13 protein-coding genes are annotated in these 17,110 nt (G+C 61.6%); 6 read left to right on the top strand and 7 right to left on the bottom strand.

Annotated features, from left to right (window positions below; all coding sequences use genetic code 11):
- The first annotated feature begins 192 nt into the window (after positions 1-192).
- Positions 193-2,034 carry an AsmA family protein gene (locus ACQKKX_RS17580; RefSeq protein ID WP_427572455.1) on the top strand — a complete coding sequence of 614 codons (1,842 nt, stop codon included), beginning with the start codon at positions 193-195 and terminating at the stop codon, positions 2,032-2,034.
- Between the two features lie 11 nt (positions 2,035-2,045).
- Here ACQKKX_RS17580 and ACQKKX_RS17575 read toward each other — a convergent pair whose 3' ends face one another.
- The 7 genes from ACQKKX_RS17575 to ACQKKX_RS17545 all read right to left on the bottom strand — a co-directional run bounded on the left by ACQKKX_RS17575 (position 2,046) and on the right by ACQKKX_RS17545 (position 10,032).
- On the bottom strand, positions 2,046-2,858 hold the full coding sequence (locus ACQKKX_RS17575) for an ABC transporter permease (protein WP_427572453.1): 813 nt from the start codon (positions 2,856-2,858) through the stop codon (positions 2,046-2,048).
- A gap of 4 nt (positions 2,859-2,862) precedes the next feature.
- On the bottom strand, positions 2,863-3,726 hold the full coding sequence (locus ACQKKX_RS17570) for an ABC transporter permease subunit (protein ID WP_427572511.1): 864 nt from the start codon (positions 3,724-3,726) through the stop codon (positions 2,863-2,865).
- Between the two features lie 92 nt (positions 3,727-3,818).
- The gene (locus ACQKKX_RS17565; RefSeq protein WP_427572451.1) at positions 3,819-4,970 is read right to left on the bottom strand and encodes an ABC transporter ATP-binding protein; all 1,152 of its coding nucleotides are present in this window, start codon (positions 4,968-4,970) and stop codon (positions 3,819-3,821) included.
- 86 nt (positions 4,971-5,056) lie between these two features.
- Positions 5,057-6,154 (bottom strand): polyamine ABC transporter substrate-binding protein, encoded by a 1,098-nt coding sequence (locus ACQKKX_RS17560; RefSeq protein WP_427572449.1) that lies wholly within the window; start codon positions 6,152-6,154, stop codon positions 5,057-5,059.
- 328 nt (positions 6,155-6,482) lie between these two features.
- Positions 6,483-8,321 carry a methyl-accepting chemotaxis protein gene (locus ACQKKX_RS17555; protein ID WP_427572447.1) on the bottom strand — a complete coding sequence of 613 codons (1,839 nt, stop codon included), beginning with the start codon at positions 8,319-8,321 and terminating at the stop codon, positions 6,483-6,485.
- A gap of 203 nt (positions 8,322-8,524) precedes the next feature.
- Positions 8,525-8,656, bottom strand: coding sequence for a hypothetical protein (locus ACQKKX_RS17550; protein ID WP_427572446.1), 132 nt, complete (start codon positions 8,654-8,656; stop codon positions 8,525-8,527).
- A gap of 143 nt (positions 8,657-8,799) precedes the next feature.
- The gene (locus tag ACQKKX_RS17545; RefSeq protein ID WP_427572444.1) at positions 8,800-10,032 is read right to left on the bottom strand and encodes an NAD(P)/FAD-dependent oxidoreductase; all 1,233 of its coding nucleotides are present in this window, start codon (positions 10,030-10,032) and stop codon (positions 8,800-8,802) included.
- A gap of 109 nt (positions 10,033-10,141) precedes the next feature.
- On the opposite strand from ACQKKX_RS17545, the gene ACQKKX_RS17540 reads away from it, so the two are divergent.
- The 5 genes from ACQKKX_RS17540 (at position 10,142) to edd (ending at position 17,075) form a co-directional block, all read left to right on the top strand.
- On the top strand, positions 10,142-11,569 hold the full coding sequence (locus ACQKKX_RS17540) for a glutamine synthetase family protein (RefSeq protein ID WP_427572443.1): 1,428 nt from the start codon (positions 10,142-10,144) through the stop codon (positions 11,567-11,569).
- 10 nt (positions 11,570-11,579) lie between these two features.
- Positions 11,580-12,869 carry an NAD(P)/FAD-dependent oxidoreductase gene (locus ACQKKX_RS17535; RefSeq protein WP_427572442.1) on the top strand — a complete coding sequence of 430 codons (1,290 nt, stop codon included), beginning with the start codon at positions 11,580-11,582 and terminating at the stop codon, positions 12,867-12,869.
- A 95-nt stretch (positions 12,870-12,964) separates the two neighbouring features.
- A complete protein-coding gene (gene zwf, locus ACQKKX_RS17530; protein ID WP_427572441.1) occupies positions 12,965-14,443 on the top strand; it encodes a glucose-6-phosphate dehydrogenase in 1,479 nt (492 codons plus the stop codon).
- Positions 14,444-14,446: 3 nt separating this feature from the next.
- A complete protein-coding gene (gene pgl, locus ACQKKX_RS17525; protein ID WP_427572440.1) occupies positions 14,447-15,145 on the top strand; it encodes a 6-phosphogluconolactonase in 699 nt (232 codons plus the stop codon).
- Positions 15,146-15,257: 112 nt separating this feature from the next.
- On the top strand, positions 15,258-17,075 hold the full coding sequence (edd, locus tag ACQKKX_RS17520) for a phosphogluconate dehydratase (protein ID WP_427572439.1): 1,818 nt from the start codon (positions 15,258-15,260) through the stop codon (positions 17,073-17,075).
- Positions 17,076-17,110 lie beyond the last annotated feature (35 nt).

Here is a 17,110-nt window from a genome sequence, read left to right as displayed (position 1 = left end):
GCGTCGAGGGATGCCAGATCGATCGCGTCTTTCGGGTCGGGACCTGCAGACCTTGGCCGACGATCGAGGCGGCACCCGACCGGTCGGCATCCGTCGATGGTCGGCGATTTGCATGGCTGCGGGATTTCCGCTAACGAAGGCGACGCATGGCCGAGGCCCCGAAACGCGAAGCCATGAGCGCTTCGAGGAAACATGTTCCAGTCGCTCATCCAGACGCTCAAGACCAGAAAAAGATACCGCCGGGCTCTCATGGTCGTGGCCGGCTGCGCCGTGGCGTTGGTGCTGGTCTCGCAGGTCGCCGCACCCTACCTGATCTCGACCGCGCTGGTGCGCAACGGCATGGAAAATGCCATCGAGGAATGGTTCGGTCACGAAGCGACCATCGGCGGCGATCCGGAACTGCATTTCTGGCCACGTCCGCACATCATCCTCAAGAATGTTGCCATTCGCGAAACGGACAGCGCCTCATCCCGCCTGCTTGCGCGTGTCGACAGACTTTCCGCCTCGTTCGAACTGTTTCAGGCGTTGCGCGGCACGCTGGTCTTTGAGGATTTCGACCTTGTGCGGCCAAAACTTTTCGCCATTCGCCGGGCACCGGGAGATATCGACTGGTCGATGGACGGACTGCTGAACGACGCCGTGCAGAGAGTGCGCGACCACGCCGGCAATCCGGCCCTGGACGATGCGCTCGATGCCGTCATCGGCGACATGACCATCGAAGAGGGGACGCTGGAAATCATCGATGCCGGCACCGGCCACAAGACGCTGATCAGTGCGCTCAGCGGTACGGTGGAGTGGCCGCGTCTGTCCGCGGCAATCTCCGGACGCCTTGCCGGAACGGTGAACGGCAGGACGTTCACACTGTCCGGGTCGGCGCCGCAGCCGCTGACCCTTCTGTCCGGCGGCAATGCCGATGCCGATCTGTCGCTGGCGTCCAACCTTTTTTCCGGACAGTTCAGCGGCACCGCCAATCTGGCCGCCTCGGCGTTTCTGTCGGGCTCGTTCAGCATCACCATGCCGCGGGTGCCGGACGTCTTGGACTGGCTGGACATCCACGTGACCGGCATGGATCGGCTGCAACAGCTGTCGCTCACCGCCCGGCTGATGAGCAGCGGCAATGCGCTGCGTTTCGAACAGGTATCGCTGCAGGCCAACGAGGCATCTGCGACCGGAATCATCGACCTCCTTGCACCGCCGGACGCCCGCCCGCGGCTGACCGGCACGCTCGCCTTCGATCGGCTGAACTTCGGGGCCATCATCGGCGCGCTTTCGCCGCAGCCGCAAACGGCCGAACCGCAGGATGTGACACCGGCTGCGCTTCTCGGTGACCTGATGGATATCGACCTGCGCCTTTCGGCAAGCGAGGCGCAGCTCGGGCCGCTGCCGCTGCGCGAGGCGGCGGTCAGCATGATCAATACACGGCAGATGGCGCGCATCGACCTCGTCGACAGCGCCATCGATGGCGGACGCCTGACCGGCCAGATGAGCGCGCCTAAAGGTCGCATTGCCGAGAGCGCCGACCTGCGCCTGTCGCTGCGCGATGTCGATCTGGCCAGCGTCTCGCGCCGGTTCGGTGCCGAAACGGTCATTCCGGAAGCGACCGGCTCGGCCGAACTGGCGCTGCATCTGAACAAGCCGTTCGGCATCGCCACCTTGCGGGACCTGTCGGGTTCATTCAAGCTTTCGGCACGCAACGGCCGGCTGAGCGGCATCGACCTTGCGGCGATCCGCCGTCAGGCAGCCCAGAACGGCTATTTCGCGCTGACCGATGTCAGCGGCGGCGACGTGTTCTTCGATCGCGCCGACATTTCGGCAACGATCGCCAACGGCATTGCCGAGCTTGGCGAAGCCCGGCTGGATGGAACAGGCGACCTCATCGTGCTGAGCGGCCTTTTGCCACTGCAAACGCAGGGTCTGGCCTTATCGGCGAACATCTATGCCAAGACCGACGGCATGCCTTCCAGCGATCCGCTGATGATGTTCATCGGCGGCGCCTGGCCGGCACCGGTCTTCTGGCCGATGACGCGGCAGTAACAGACCGCAGATCAGCCCTGGGCTGCCGCCTGTTCGTCGCGCTGGCGGCGGACTTCGTTGCGCTTGGTCGCAACCGACGCGGCGATCACGCCCAGTGCCACAAGCCCGATCAGGATGGTGCAGATGGCATTGATTTCCGGCGTCACGCCGAGCCGCACCTGCGAATAGATCTTGATCGGTAGCGTGGTGGCACCCGGACCGGTGTTGAAGCTGGCGATCACCAGGTCGTCGAGCGACAGCGTGAAGGCCAGCATCCAGCCCGCCAGCACCGCCGGCAGGATGAGCGGCAGGGTGATGCGGAAAAAGGTTTTGACCGGCGGGCAGCCTAGATCGAGCGCCGCCTCTTCCAGAGAACGGTCAAACGTCAGCAGCCGCGACTGCACGACGATCGCCACGTAGCACATCGAAAACGTCGTGTGGGCGATGATCACCGTCCAGAAACCGCGATCGATGTCCAGCGATACGAACAAAAGCAGCAGCGACAGGCCGGTTATGACTTCCGGCATGACGAGTGGCGCGTAGATCATGCCGGAAAACAGCAGACGACCGGGGATTTTTCTGAACCGCACCAGCGTCAGCGCGGCAAGCGTGCCGAGAATGGTGGCAATGGTGGCACTGATGACGGCGACGCGGGCGGTGACCCAGGCGGCATCCATCAGGCCCTGATTGGACCACATTTGCTGATACCAGGTGAGCGAAAACCCGCCCCAGACCGTGACCAGGCGCGAGGCGTTGAAGGAATAGATCACCAGAATGAGGATCGGGATGTAAAGGAAGGCGAAACCGAGGGTGAGAACGGTCGCGTCGAAGCGGGAATTTTTCATGACCTTACCCCGCCTTCTGCTGCTGGTTCTGGAAATAGGCGATCGGGATGACCAGCACCGCGAGCAGGATGACGGCTATTGCCGAGGCAAGCGGCCAGTCGCGATTGTTGAAGAACTCGGTCCACAGCGTCTTGCCGATCATCAGCGTATCGGCGCCGCCCAGAAGATCGGGAATGACGAATTCGCCGGTGATCGGGATGAAGCAGATCAGCGAACCGGCAATTACACCCGGCAGGGACAATGGGAATGTGATGCGCCAAAACGCTTTCCAGGGCGGGCAACCGAGATCGCTTGCCGCCTCGAGCAGCGTGTTGTCGAGCTTCTCCAGCGCCGCGTAAAGCGGCAGCACCATGAAGGGCAGGTAGGAATAAACGATGCCGATGAAGACGGCATAATCGGTGCGCAGGATTTGCACCTGTTCATCCGGCCCCATGAGGCCGATCGACTGGAACAGCACGGTCAGCAGGCCTTCCGGCTTCAGAATGCCGATCCAGGCATAAACGCGGATCAGGAACGAGGTCCAGAACGGCAGGATGACCAGCATGACCAGCGTCGGCCGGATGGAGGTTTTCGCCCGCGCCATGGCGAGCGCCATCGGATAACCGATCAACAGAAGCAGAAAGGTGGAGATGGCGGCGATGCGCAGCGAGTTGAGATAGGATTTGATATAGAGGCTGTCGCTCGCCAGAAACTCGTAATTCTCGAAATCGAGTGCTGAGAAGAATCCGCCGAATTTTGCAAAGCCGTCAAAGACCGGCGTGTAGGGCGGCATGGCGATCGCCGTGTCGGACAGCGAGATTTTGGCGATGATGACGAAGGGGGCTGCAAAGAACAGCAGCAGCCAGAGATAGGGAGTGGCGACAACCAGCCAGCGGGCTGGGTTGCGGCGGCCGGGGTCGGCGGCGACCGGCTCCGGCCGGGGCTGCGGGGAAAGCGTATCGACCACTATATCGCCCTCCTTCAGCGGGTCAGAACGAGGCCGGCATCACGCGACCAGTTGACCCAGACGCGATCGCCGAATGTGAGCGGGCGGTCGACGAGACGCTGGATATTGGCCTGCGCGGCGCGGATGATGCGACCGTCATCGAGCTTGACGAGAAAGAGCGAAAAGTCGCCGAGATAGCCGATATCCCAGACTTCGCCGGCCCCGGCGTTCACGGCGGTCTCGGTCGGCGGGTCGATGCTGAGGCGCACCTTTTCGGGTCGGATGGCGAAGGCGACGCGGTCGCCCGTGGAGGCCGGGCATTCCTGATCGACGACGATTTTCAGGCCATCGCAATCCAGCATGACGCCACCGCTGGCTGCACCGCTATTGGAGACGACGGCGCCTTCGATGATGTTGATATCGCCGATGAAATCGGCGACGTAGCGGCTGTTCGGCGCCTCGTAGATCTCGGCTGGCGTCGCCACCTGCATGATGACGCCCTTGTCCATGACAGCGATCCGGTCAGAGACGGTCATTGCCTCTTCCTGATCGTGGGTCACGATCAAAAAGGTGAGGCCCAGCGTGTGCTGCAGGTCGGTGAGTTCGAACTGGGTTTCCTCGCGCAGCTTCTTGTCAAGCGCGCCGAGCGGCTCGTCCAGCAGCAGAACCTTCGGACGTTTCGCGAGCGAGCGGGCGAGCGCCACGCGCTGGCGCTGGCCGCCGGAAAGCTGCGACGGCTTGCGTTTGGCGAACTGTTCCAGCTTTACCAGTTTCAGCATTTCCTGCACGCGGGCTTCGATCTCGCCCTTGGGCAGCTTATCCTGCTCCAGACCGAAGGCGATGTTCTTTTCGACCGTCATGTGCGGGAAAAGCGCGTAGGACTGAAACATCATGTTGGTGGGGCGGCGATAGGGCGGCACGCCCGCCAGGTCCTTGCCCTGCAGCAGGATGCGGCCTTCGGTCGGCTCCTCGAAACCGGCCAGCATGCGCATCAGCGTCGTCTTGCCGCAGCCCGAAGGGCCGAGCAGCGCGAAAAACTCGCGCTCGTAAATATCCAGCGTCAGGTTATCAACGGCGGTGAAATTGCCGAATTTCTTGGTGATGTTCTCGAAACGGATGAAGGGCACCGATGCGGGATCGGTCCAGGGAGAAAATTTGCGTTTTACCGGCCCGAGAGATTTCGCCATGCCTGTCCCTATTCATCCTGTCGTCGCCAGCCACCATCAGGCATTTTCGGGAACGGACGCGACACCCGTTCCCGATCCTTGTCCGGTCAGTTGCCGGTCTTGATCTCGGTCCAGACGCGGTTCAACACGCGTTGTTCCTTCGGCCCATAGGGCGAGATCGCAAACAGCTTCTTCATTACCTCTTCCGACGGGTACACGGCCGGGTTTTCCAGCACTTCCTTGTCCACGAATTTCTGGGAGGCGAGGTTGCCGTTTGCGTACTGAACATAGTTCGATGACTTGGCGATGACTTCCGGCTTCATCATGAAGTTGATGAATTCATGAGCCTCGGCGACATTCTTGGCATCGGCCGGAATGGCGAGGTTGTCGAACCAGACATAAGTGCCTTCCTTGGGGATGACATATTCGACATTGACGCCGTTCTTGGCTTCCTCGGCGCGGTCCTTGGCCTGCAGGATATCGCCCGACCAGCCGATGCTGATGCAGGTATCGCCGTTCGCCAGCTCATCGATATAGGCAGACGCGTTGAAGGTGCGCACCGACGGGCGGATCGCCTTGTAGACATCGCCGCCGGCCTGCAGGTCCGCCGTGTCCTTGCTGTCCGGATCCTTGCCGATATAGTTCATGGCGATCGCGAAGGTTTCGTCGGACGCATCGAGGATGTTGATGCCGCAGGATTTCAGCTTTTCGGCGTTTTCCGGCTTGAACAGGATGTCCCAGCTGTCGACCGGTACGTCGCCGAGCGCGGCCTTCACCTTGTCGACATTGTAGCCGATGCCGGTCGTGCCCCACATGTAGTTGACGGCATATTCGTTGCCGGGATCGTACTTGGCCAGACGCTCGGTCACTTCCGGCCACATGTTGGACATGTTCGGCAGCTTGGACTTGTCGAGCTTCTGGAAGACGCCGGCCTGGATCTGACGGGCGAGGAACGGGCCGGTTGGAGCCACGACGTCATAACCGGAGCCGCCGGCGAGCAGCTTGGTCTCCACCACGTCATTGTTGTCGAACACGTCGTAAACGACCTTGATGCCGGTCTCCTTGGTGAATTCTTCCAGCACCGATTCATCGATATAGTCGGACCAGTTATAGACATGCACCTCACGCGCCTGCGCAAAAGCGGCGGTGGCCATCAGCGTCGTGGCGGCAGCGGCGGTCAGAAGACGAAGCAGATGGGGTCGCATGATTTCTCCTGTTTGATGAAGGCCGCTCGCATCAAGCGCCGCGCCTCATTCCCTCTTTATGGACGTATTTTGCGTTAGAGTATGAAGGAACAACCCCACCCACAAGAAAAAACGCTCGCTGCAGCAGAGGCTTCGAACCCGTTTGGGAACGATCGGGCCCTGCGGCCGCGGTTACATCGCACCGATGTCGGCCATAACGAAAGGCAAGAGCAAGCGGCACGGTTACGGCAGACGGCCATCCCTGCCGAGCCCCGCACGCCGACCCCAAAATGCGAAAGGCCGGACTGCTTGCGCAACCCGGCCTTTCGCATGCGTATTCTTAAGAGGTTCAGGCGGCGTGACGCTTGTGACCGGCGGCGTGATCGGCTTCGAGGCGGAACTGCTGCACGAGGGACATCAGTTGGTTTGCCTCTTCTGCAAGCGCGCGGCTCGCTTCGCTGGTTTCTTCCACCATCGCGCCGTTCTGCTGGGTCATCTGGTCCATGCGGTTGACGGAGCCGTTGATGTCCTGCAGGGCGGCCGACTGGTCACGGGCGCCGGTGGCGATGGTTTCCACATGCTTGCTGATGCCGGTGATCTGCTCGCTGATCATGGCCAGAACCTGACCGGTCTGCTGCACGAGACCGGCGCCATTGCTGACCTCGTTGCTGGACTGATTGATCAGCGTCTTGATTTCGCGGGCGGCGTCGGCCGAACGCTGGGCCAGTTCGCGGACTTCCTGCGCGACGACGGCAAAGCCCTTGCCGGCTTCGCCCGCACGGGCGGCCTCGATACCGGCATTGAGCGCCAGAAGGTTGGTCTGGAAGGCGATGTCGTCGATCACTTCGATGATCTGCTCGATCTTCTTGGATGCCTCTTCGATACGGTCCATCGCCTGCACCGCATTGCTGACCACGGTGCCGGAACTGTCGGCATTCTGCTTGGTCTTGGCAACCGCCTCATTGGCTTCGCGGGCGCGGTCGGCGGAGGAGCGCACGGTCGCGGTGATTTCCTCCACGGCTGCCGCGGTTTCCTCAAGCGAGGCCGCCTGGCTTTCGGTGCGCTTGGCAAGGTCCGCAGAGGATTGGCTGAGTTCGCCGCTGTTGCGCTGGATGGCAAGCGTGCTTTCGCGGATGCGCGACAGCGTATCGCGAAGGCGCTCGATCGAGCCGTTGAAATCGACACGCAGCTGTTCGAGGCGGCCGGTAAAGGCGCGGTCGATCTTGACCGACAGATCACCCTGCGACAGGCGGGCGAGAGCCGCGCCAAGCTCGGTGACGGCGAGATTGATCTGGTTGTCGATTTCCAGCTTCTCGGCATCGTTGCGACGGCGGTCGGCTTCAGCGCTGGCGCGGTCGTCGGCGCTGCGGGCTTCGATCAGGCGCTTCTGGCGGGCATTGTCGCGGAACACTTCCAGTGCACGGGCAATGTTGCCGAATTCGTTGCGACGGTCGAGATAGGGCACGTCGGTATCCGTGCCTTCGGCCATGGTGCGGATCGTGCCGGTCAGCACGCTGAGCGGCTGGACCAGATGACGGATGGCGAAGAAGCCGACGAGACCCATGGCGACCAGGGCCAGGAAGCTGGTGACGGCCATCTGGGTGACGGCGGCAGAAAGCTGGGCAAAGTAGACTTCCATCGGGATGCCGATGAACATGACGCCACTGACGGCATTGGCCTTGTCCTTGATGGGGAAATAGCCGGTCATGAAGTCGCGGCCGAACAGGGCGGCCTGACCGAAATACGGCTGGCCGGCGGCGAGCGTCTTCTGGGCGGGATGTTCTGCCGCAAGCTTGGTGCCGACGGCGCGTTCGCCCTTCTCGTTTTTCACGTTGGTGGACACACGGACATAATCATTGCCGTCCTTGCGGAAAACGGTGGCAACGCCGCTGATCGATTCCGCGGTGTGGTCAACCAGTGCATGGTCCTTGAATTCGATCGGTCCGGCGCTGGTGATGCTGGTCACTTCGCCGTCCTTGACGGCAATCGCGATACCTTCCGCCTCGACTTCGTAAAGGACGCTCATGGCGCGCACGGCGCTGTGCGCATCGTCCAGCGCATTGTGCATGATGTCCGAACGAAGGTTGAGATAGGTCATTCCCGACAAGGCGGAAATCGACACAAACACAAGGAAAAGACAAAGGCTGACGATCCGCGCAACGACGGATGACGGCAGAAACTTCAACATACAGCGACCCCTAACAAGACATGCAGTCATAAATTAGGATCTACTGTACCTGAGATACGTAAAAATTTACTGAACTTCAGGCTAACCGCGAGGGCGCAATGCTGTATTACCTGCCCGCGCATGTTGAAATCGCTGCTATACCAACGAAAGGCAGCAAAGGTACTAATATATCTGACCAGTTGCTACGACCCGAATGAGGCGCGTTACAGGAGATGCGACAAGACCATAATGGCCGCTGTCGCACTGGCCGCGGTCACGAGCAGACGAAATGCGAAGAGGGCGGCGGTCTCGGTCTTTGCGATGGCGATGGCACGGGCACGGCGACGGTTCTGCATCAGGCTCAATCCCGACTGGAGGGGTTTCGGTCATCGCAGCGGCGACGACCAGCGCGTCGGGTCAGATAAGAATCCACGACTGTGCGCGCATTAAGGCAGGATGTCGCAGGCCTATTAAAAATTGCTAAAAGACGTCGTGAGGATCAGACCTGTTCGGACAATGCCGTCCCGCAGGCATGACCGCAGGCCCAGGCCCATTGGAAATTATAGCCGCCGAGCCAGCCTGTGACGTCCACGCATTCACCGATGAAATAAAGGCCGGGCACGGTCTTTGCCTGCATGGTCCGGGAATCGAGCCCGGCGGTATCGACACCGCCGATGGTGACTTCCGCGGTACGGTAGCCCTCGGACCCCGCCGGCACGAGGCTCCAAGCTTGCGCCGAGGCCGCCAGGGCTTCGAGCTTGCGATCGCCGTGATCGGCCATCTGGCCGGTCATGCCGGCATTTTCAGTAAGGAATTGCGCCAGACGTTTCGGCAGGATTTCGCCAAGCACGGTCTGCGCCGCCTGTTTGCCATTGGCCTTGCGGCCCTCCTTCAGGCGCGCGGCGATATCGATATCCGGTTCGATGGAAAGCGTGATCGCATCGCCTTCGCGCCAGTAGGACGAGATTTGCAGGATGGAGGGACCGCTCAGGCCGCGATGCGTGAACAGCAAAGCTTCGCGGAACGATGTCTTGCCACGTTTTACTTGCGCGTCGACAGCAATGCCGGATAGCGGCGACAGCTTTTCGAGTAAAACCGGATCGAGCGTCAGGGGTACAAGGCCGGGCCGCGTGTCGGTGACTTTCAGGCCGAATTCGGCGGCAATGCGATAGGCAAAGCCGGTCGCCCCCATTTTCGGGATCGACTTGCCGCCGGTGGCGATGACGACACTGCCTGCTTCGACCATGCCGTTCGATGTGACTACGCGAAAACCGTCCGGGCCTTTTTCGACGGCGGAGATTTCCGTGCGCAGCTCCAGCGTCACCCCGACGGCCTGCATCTCGTCGAGCAGCATGCGGATGATATCCCTGGCGCTGTCATCGCAGAACAATTGGCCAAGCGTCTTCTCATGCCAGGCGATCCGGTGCTTTTCGACCAGATCGAGAAAATCGCGTGGGGTGTAGCGCGCCAGCGCCGACTTGGCGAAATGCGGATTGGTCGAAAGGTAGTTTTTCGGCTCCGCATGAAGATTGGTGAAATTGCAGCGGCCGCCGCCGGAAATGCGGATTTTCTCGCCAGGGTTCCTGGCATGATCGAGCACGAGGACGCGTTTGCCACCCTGCCCTGCGCGGATCGCGCACATCAGCCCGGCCGCACCGGCCCCAAGGATCACCACGTCAAATCTGCGTGCCAAACGAAAACCTCCGGAAACGAGCGGCGTTTCTGTTGCCATCGCGTCTGCGTGTCAATGCCGACAAAGAGATCAAACATGACGCCCTGCCTATCGCCAATTGACGCAGGACGCTTATTATAGGCGTCTCGAACAACCTTTCCGGTGAGCCATGCCGCCCAAGAAAAAGCCGACGCCTTCCGTTCAGACACCAAAAATTCCCGCGTCCGTTCTGGAATCCCGACGCGGTGTCAAATCCTGGCAGGAAGCCGCCGCCTGGCTGAAAGCGCGCGGCATCGAGGATGTCGAATGCATCACGCCTGACCTTGCCGGCGTGCCGCGCGGCAAGATGATGCCCGCTTCCAAATTTACCAGCAATACCTCGCTGGCGCTGCCATCGGCACTCTACCGCCACACGATTTCGGGCGAATATCCCGACGAAACCGGCAATTTCCGTTATGACAGCCGCGATAGCGACATCAAGCTGGTGCCGGATCTTTCGACGCTTTCGGTCGTGCCCTGGGAAAGCGACCCGACGGCGCAGGTGATCTGCGACATCGTCGGCGCGGACGGCAAGAACGTGCCCTATACGCCGCGCAATGTGCTCAAGCATGTCGTCAAACTTTATTCGGATCGTGGCTGGAAGCCGGTCGTGGCCCCGGAAATCGAGTTCTATCTGGTCGCCGTCAACGAAGACCCGGATTATCCGCTGCATCCGCCGAAGGGCCGTTCGGGCCGGTCTATTTCCGGCGGCCAGAGCTATTCGATCGCCGGCATCAACGAATTCGACGAATTGATCGACGACATTTACCACTTTTCGGAAAAGCAGGGTCTGGAGATCGACACGCTGATCCATGAAGAGGGTCCGGCGCAGCTGGAAATCAACCTTCGCCATGGCGATCCGATCCAGCTGGCCGACCAGGTGTTCCTGTTCAAGCGCACCATTCGCGAAGCGGCGCTGAAACATGGCATCTATGCCACGTTCATGGCCAAGCCGATGCAGGGCCAGCCGGGGTCGGCCATGCACGTCCACCAGTCGGTGGTCGACATCAACACCGGCAAGAACATCTTCTCGAATGAAGACGGCTCGCCCTCGAAGGAGTTTTTCCACTTCATCGGCGGCATGCAGAAATTCGTGCCGAGTTCGCTGGTGATGCTTGCGCCTTACGTGAATTCCTACCGTCGCCTGACACCCGACATGGCCTGCCCGGTCAACAATGCATGGGGCTACGACAATCGCACCACGGCGTTTCGCGTGCCGGTCTCAGATCCGTCGGCGCGGCGCGTCGAAAACCGTCTTCCGAGTTCGGATGCCAACCCGTATCTTGCGCTCGCCGCCTCTCTCGGCTGCGGGCTGCTTGGCATCGCCCGGGAAATTCAGCCGACCGAACCGACCTCCGACACCGCCAATGAAGGCTCGATCGAACTGCCGCGCGGCCTTCTGGAAGCGGTGGCGCTGCTGGAGGGCGAGCCGGCCTTCGAAGAGGTTTACGGCGCCGATTTCATCCATATCTATGCCGGGGTCAAACGCGGCGAATTCGAGACATTCATGCAGGTCATCAGTCCCTGGGAGCGTGAATTCCTGTTGCTGAACGTTTGAAGGAGACCGCATGACCGCATGGCAGAGCCCGATCGCACCCGGTATGTCCTGGTATCAGACGTCGGCCGGAGAGCGCCCCACCTACCCCGCGCTCGACGGCTCCCGGGCGACCGACGTTGCGATCATCGGCGGCGGTTATACCGGTCTGCAGGCCGCCTTCTGCCTCGCCTCGGCCGGCGTGTCGGTGACGCTGATCGAAGCCTGCCGGGTCGGCGACGGCGCTTCCGGTCGCAATGGGGGGCAGTTGGGCACCGGCCAGCGCTGGTGGCCGGAAGAGCAGGAAGAGACGCTCGGGCTCGAACGCTCGCGGGCGCTGTTCGACATGGCCGAGCACGCCAAGCGCTATCTCCTGGATTTTGCAGACAAGCATGGCATCGACGCAGATTATGTGGCCGGCCACATGAGCGTTGCCCACAAGCCCGGGCATGAAAGGGACTACCGCGCCAATGCCGAGATCGCGGCGAGCCGATACGACTACCCTTACCTGTCCTACATGGACAGGAAGGAGACCGCCGAGCGGCTGGGCTCGAACCATTACCATTGCGGCGTCTATGACGCCGGTACCGGTCATATCCACCCGCTGAAACTGCTGATTGGCCTTGCCCGGACCGCTGCCGCTGCCGGGGCTGCAATCCACGAAAACACGCCCGCGACATCGATCGCGCAGACGGGCGGAAAAACGCTGATCGAGACACCGGGCGGCACGATTACCGCCAGCCGCGTGCTGATCGCCACCAACGCGCATATCGGCAGGCTGGAGCCGGTGACGGCGGCGCATGTCATGCCGATCCGTTCCTTCATCGGCGCGACCGCGCCGCTCGACGCGCATCCGACCATTCTTGCCGGCCATGAATCGGTCGCCGACTCGCGCTTCGTCGTGCGCTATTTCCGCAAGTTGCAGAACGGGCAGCTGCTGTTCGGTGGCCGCGAAGCCTATACGGCCGACAGCCCGCGCGACATGTCCCGTCATATCCGCCGCCAGATCGCCGAAATCTACCCGGCCCTCGCCGATGTCGAGATTACCCATTCCTGGGGCGGTTCGGTGGGGATTACCCTGACCCGCGAACCCTTCGTGCGCGAAGTCATGCCCGGCGTCATGTCGGTGGGCGGTTATTCCGGCCATGGCGTCATGCTGTCAAATTATTGTGGCAAGCTTTATGCTGATATGACACTCGGCAAAGCGACCGAACTTTCCTATCTTGCCGATCTGAACGTTCCGGCCTTTCCGGGGGGCACACGCCTGCGGGCTCCGCTCCTTTTCCTCGCCCTCACCTGGTATGCGTTGCGCGACCGGTTCTGAAGGCAAATGATCACGGCCATCCGTTTTCGGGCTGGCGCTTTTAAATCGATTAGATTATGACCCCTATCACCAACGCGACTTCGAGAGAACCAGGCATGAGCAGCCAGATCATTCCAGTTGAGCCCTTCGATTGCATCGTCTTCGGCGGCAGCGGCGACCTTGCGGAGCGAAAGCTTCTTCCGGCGCTCTACCATCGCCAGATCGAGGGTCAGTTCACTGAGCCGACCCGTATCATCGGTGCTTCGCGCAGCGCCTTGTCTCACGACGATTATCGCAAATTCGCCCGCGATGCTCTTAAAGAGCATCTCAAGAAGGGCGAGTATGACGAGGCCGAAGTGGAAAAATTCTGCGCCCGCCTGTTCTATGTCTCGGTTGACGCCAAGTCCGACCAGGGCTGGGGCGACCTCAAGGCCCTGCTCGACGAGGGCGCCGGCAAGGACCGCATCCGCGCCTTCTACCTCGCCGTTGCTCCGGGCATTTTCGGCGCCATTTCGGAAAAGATCCGCGACCACAAGCTGATCACGCCAAAGACCCGCATTGTCGTCGAAAAGCCGATCGGCCGCGACCTTGCCTCGGCACTGGTGCTGAACGACACGATCGGCAAGGTGTTCAAGGAAGAACAGATCTACCGCATTGACCATTATCTGGGCAAGGAAACCGTCCAGAACCTGATGGCGCTGCGTTTCGCCAATGCGCTGTACGAGCCGCTCTGGAACGCAAACTATATCGACCACGTGCAGATCACGGTGGCCGAGGCCGTCGGTCTGGAAGGCCGCGCCGGTTATTACGATACGGCGGGCGCATTGCGCGACATGGTGCAGAACCACATCATGCAGCTGCTTTGCCTTGTCGCCATGGAAACCCCGTCCTCGATGAATTCGGAAGCCGTGCGCGACGAAAAGCTCAAGGTTCTGCGTGCTCTGAAGCCGATCAATGCCGACAATGTGGAACAGATGACGGTGCGCGGCCAGTACCGCGCCGGCGCTTCCGCAGGCGGCCCGGTCAAGGGCTATCTGGAAGAGCTGGAAGGCGGCGTCTCCAACACCGAGACCTTTGTCGCCATCAAGGCCGAGATCGGCAACTGGCGCTGGGCCGGCGTTCCCTTCTACATTCGCACGGGCAAGCGCCTTACACAGCGCATGTCGGAAATCGTCATCACCTTCAAGCCGGTGCCGCACAACATCTTCGACAGCGCGGCAGGCCGCATTTCCGCCAACCAGCTGATCATCCGCCTGCAGCCGGACGAAGGCGTCAAGCAGTCGCTGATGATCAAGGATCCGGGTCCGGGCGGCATGCGCCTGCGCAACGTTTCGCTCGACATGAGCTTTGCCGAAGCTTTTCACGTGCGCTCGCCGGATGCCTACGAGCGTCTGCTGATGGACACGATCCGCGCCAACCAGACGCTGTTCATGCGCCGCGACGAGGTGGAAGCGGCATGGGAATGGGTCGATCCGATCCTGAAAGGTTGGGACGAGACCGGGCAGGTGGCACAGGGCTACACTGCCGGCACCTGGGGCCCGAGCCAGGCCATCGCGCTGATCGAGCGTGACGGCCGCACATGGCACGAGGGCTGAGGCATGTCCGGTAACCTGCATGAATTTCCCGATGCCGAAACGCTGGCGGACGAACTTGCCATCGACGTCGCGGCCCAGCTGACGGCGGCGATCGCCGTTCGCGGCTCGGCCTCGATCGCCGTTTCCGGCGGTTCAACGCCCAAACGGTTCTTCGAGGCGCTGTCGGCACAGGACATCAACTGGTCGAAAGTGACCGTCACGCTGGTGGACGAACGTTTTGTTCCCGCCGACGACGAGCGCTCCAACCACCGTCTGGTGGCGACGCATCTGCTGAAAGACAAGGCGGAGGCGGCCACGTTCGTGCCGCTTTATCAGCCTTCCACGACGGCGCAAGAAGCCGCAAAGATCGCGACGGAAAAGACGGCCGGTTTCGGCAAGCCTTTCGATGTCGTCATTCTCGGCATGGGCGGAGACGGGCACACCGCCTCCTTCTTCCCCAAGGGCAACAATCTGGCTCATGCCATCGATCCGCAAGGTCCGCGTGGCGTTCTGACCATGCAGGCCGAAGGTGCCGGCGAAGAGCGTCTGACCTTCTCCTTCACCAGCCTTTCAGATGCGCGCCTTCTGGTTCTGCATATCGAGGGCGATGCCAAGATGATCGTGCTGGAGAAGGCGGAAGACGGCGACGACGAGATGGACATGCCCATCCGCGCCGTGCTGAACCGCGCCGTTTCACCGCTGCAGATCTACTGGGCGCCGTAACAGGCGCCCTCTCCGGCCCTGCGGTCAACCCGCAGGCCGGCACATTTCAAGCATAGCAATCCCGGTGGCTTCGGCCTCTCCCCGACCGGGATTGACCGAAGGAGGATTGCACATGGCCGCCCATTCCAGCATCGAGGCGATTACCAAACGTATCGTCGAGCGATCAAAACCGCACCGAGAAGCCTATCTCGACCGTTTGAACCGCGCCGTGAAACGCGGCACGCATCGTTCGGTCCTCTCCTGCGGTAATCTCGCCCACGGATTTGCGGTCTGTTCCCCCGCCGAGAAGGACGCGCTCGCTGGCGACGTCGTTCCCAATCTCGGCATCATCACCGCCTATAACGACATGCTTTCGGCCCACCAGCCGTATGAAAACTATCCGGCACTGATCCGCGATGCGGCCCGCGAGGCCGGTGGCGTGGCGCAGGTGGCTGGCGGCGTGCCGGCCATGTGCGATGGCGTGACGCAGGGTCAGCCCGGCATGGAACTGTCGCTGTTCTCGCGCGACCTGATTGCCATGTCGGCCGGCATCGGCCTTTCCCACAACATGTTCGACTCATCCGTCTATCTCGGCGTCTGCGACAAGATCGTGCCCGGCCTTGTCATCGCGGCGCTGTCCTTCGGCCATCTGCCGGCCGTGTTCGTGCCCGCCGGTCCGATGACCTCGGGCCTGCCGAATGACGAAAAGTCGCGCATCCGCCAGTTGTATGCGGAGGGCAAGGTCGGCCGCGCCGAACTGCTGGAATCGGAATCCAAGTCTTACCACGGTCCTGGCACCTGCACCTTCTACGGCACGGCCAATTCCAACCAGATGCTGATGGAAATCATGGGCTTTCACATGCCCGGTTCGTCCTTCATCAATCCGGGCACGCCGCTGCGCGATGCACTGACCAAGGAAGCAGCAAAACGCGCGCTTGCCATCACCGCGCTCGGCAACGAATTCACGCCGGCCGGCGAGATGATCGACGAACGCTCGATCGTCAACGGCGTTGTCGGCCTGCATGCGACCGGCGGTTCGACCAACCATACGATGCACCTCGTCGCCATGGCGCGCGCGGCCGGCATCCACCTGACATGGGCGGACATTTCCGAGCTTTCGGACATCGTGCCGCTGCTCACCCGCGTCTATCCGAACGGGCTTTCCGACGTGAACCATTTTGCCGCCGCCGGTGGCATGGGCTTTTTGATCAAGCAGCTTCTGGCAGGCGGCCTTGTGCATGACGACGTGCGCACTGTCTTCGGCCAGGGTCTGGAGGCCTACACCATTGAAGCCAAGCTCGGCGACAATGGCGGCGTTGCCCGCGAACCGATCCCGGAGGTGAGCGGCGATCCGAAGGTGCTGACGACGATCGACAAGCCGTTTCAGGCCAATGGCGGGCTGAAAATGCTGCATGGCAATCTCGGCAAGGCCGTCATCAAGATCTCGGCCGTCAAGCCGGAACGCCACATCATCGAGGCACCGGCCATCGTCTTCCACACCCAGAAGGAATTGCAGGACGCCTTCAAGCGCGGCGACCTCAACAAGGACTTCGTTGCCGTCGTGCGTTTCCAGGGACCAAAAGCCAACGGCATGCCGGAACTGCACCAGCTGACGCCGCCGCTCGGCGTGCTGCAGGACCGCGGTTTCAAGGTGGCACTCGTCACTGACGGCCGCATGTCCGGTGCATCGGGAAAAGTGCCGGCAGCGATCCACATCACGCCGGAAGCTTCCGACGGCGGCCCGATTTCCAAGATCAGGGACGGCGATGTCGTCCGCCTTGACGCGACCACCGGCACGCTGGAAGTGCTTGTGGATGCGGCCGAATTTGCCGCCCGTCCGGCTGCTACCGCCGATCTTACGGAGAACGAATACGGCATGGGTCGCGAACTGTTTGGTGCCTTCCGCCGCAATGTCGGCCATGCCGATCACGGCGCCAGTGTGTTTGCGTAATGGGGCGGGCGGCCTTGGCGCCGCCCTCGCATTTC

Origin of the sequence: Neorhizobium sp. NPDC001467, assembly GCF_050275975.1 — a bacterium.
Classification (GTDB): Bacteria; Pseudomonadota; Alphaproteobacteria; order Rhizobiales; family Rhizobiaceae; genus Neorhizobium.
The sequence above is the reverse complement of the archived record's forward strand: the minus strand, read 5'-3'. Positions and strand labels throughout refer to the sequence as shown.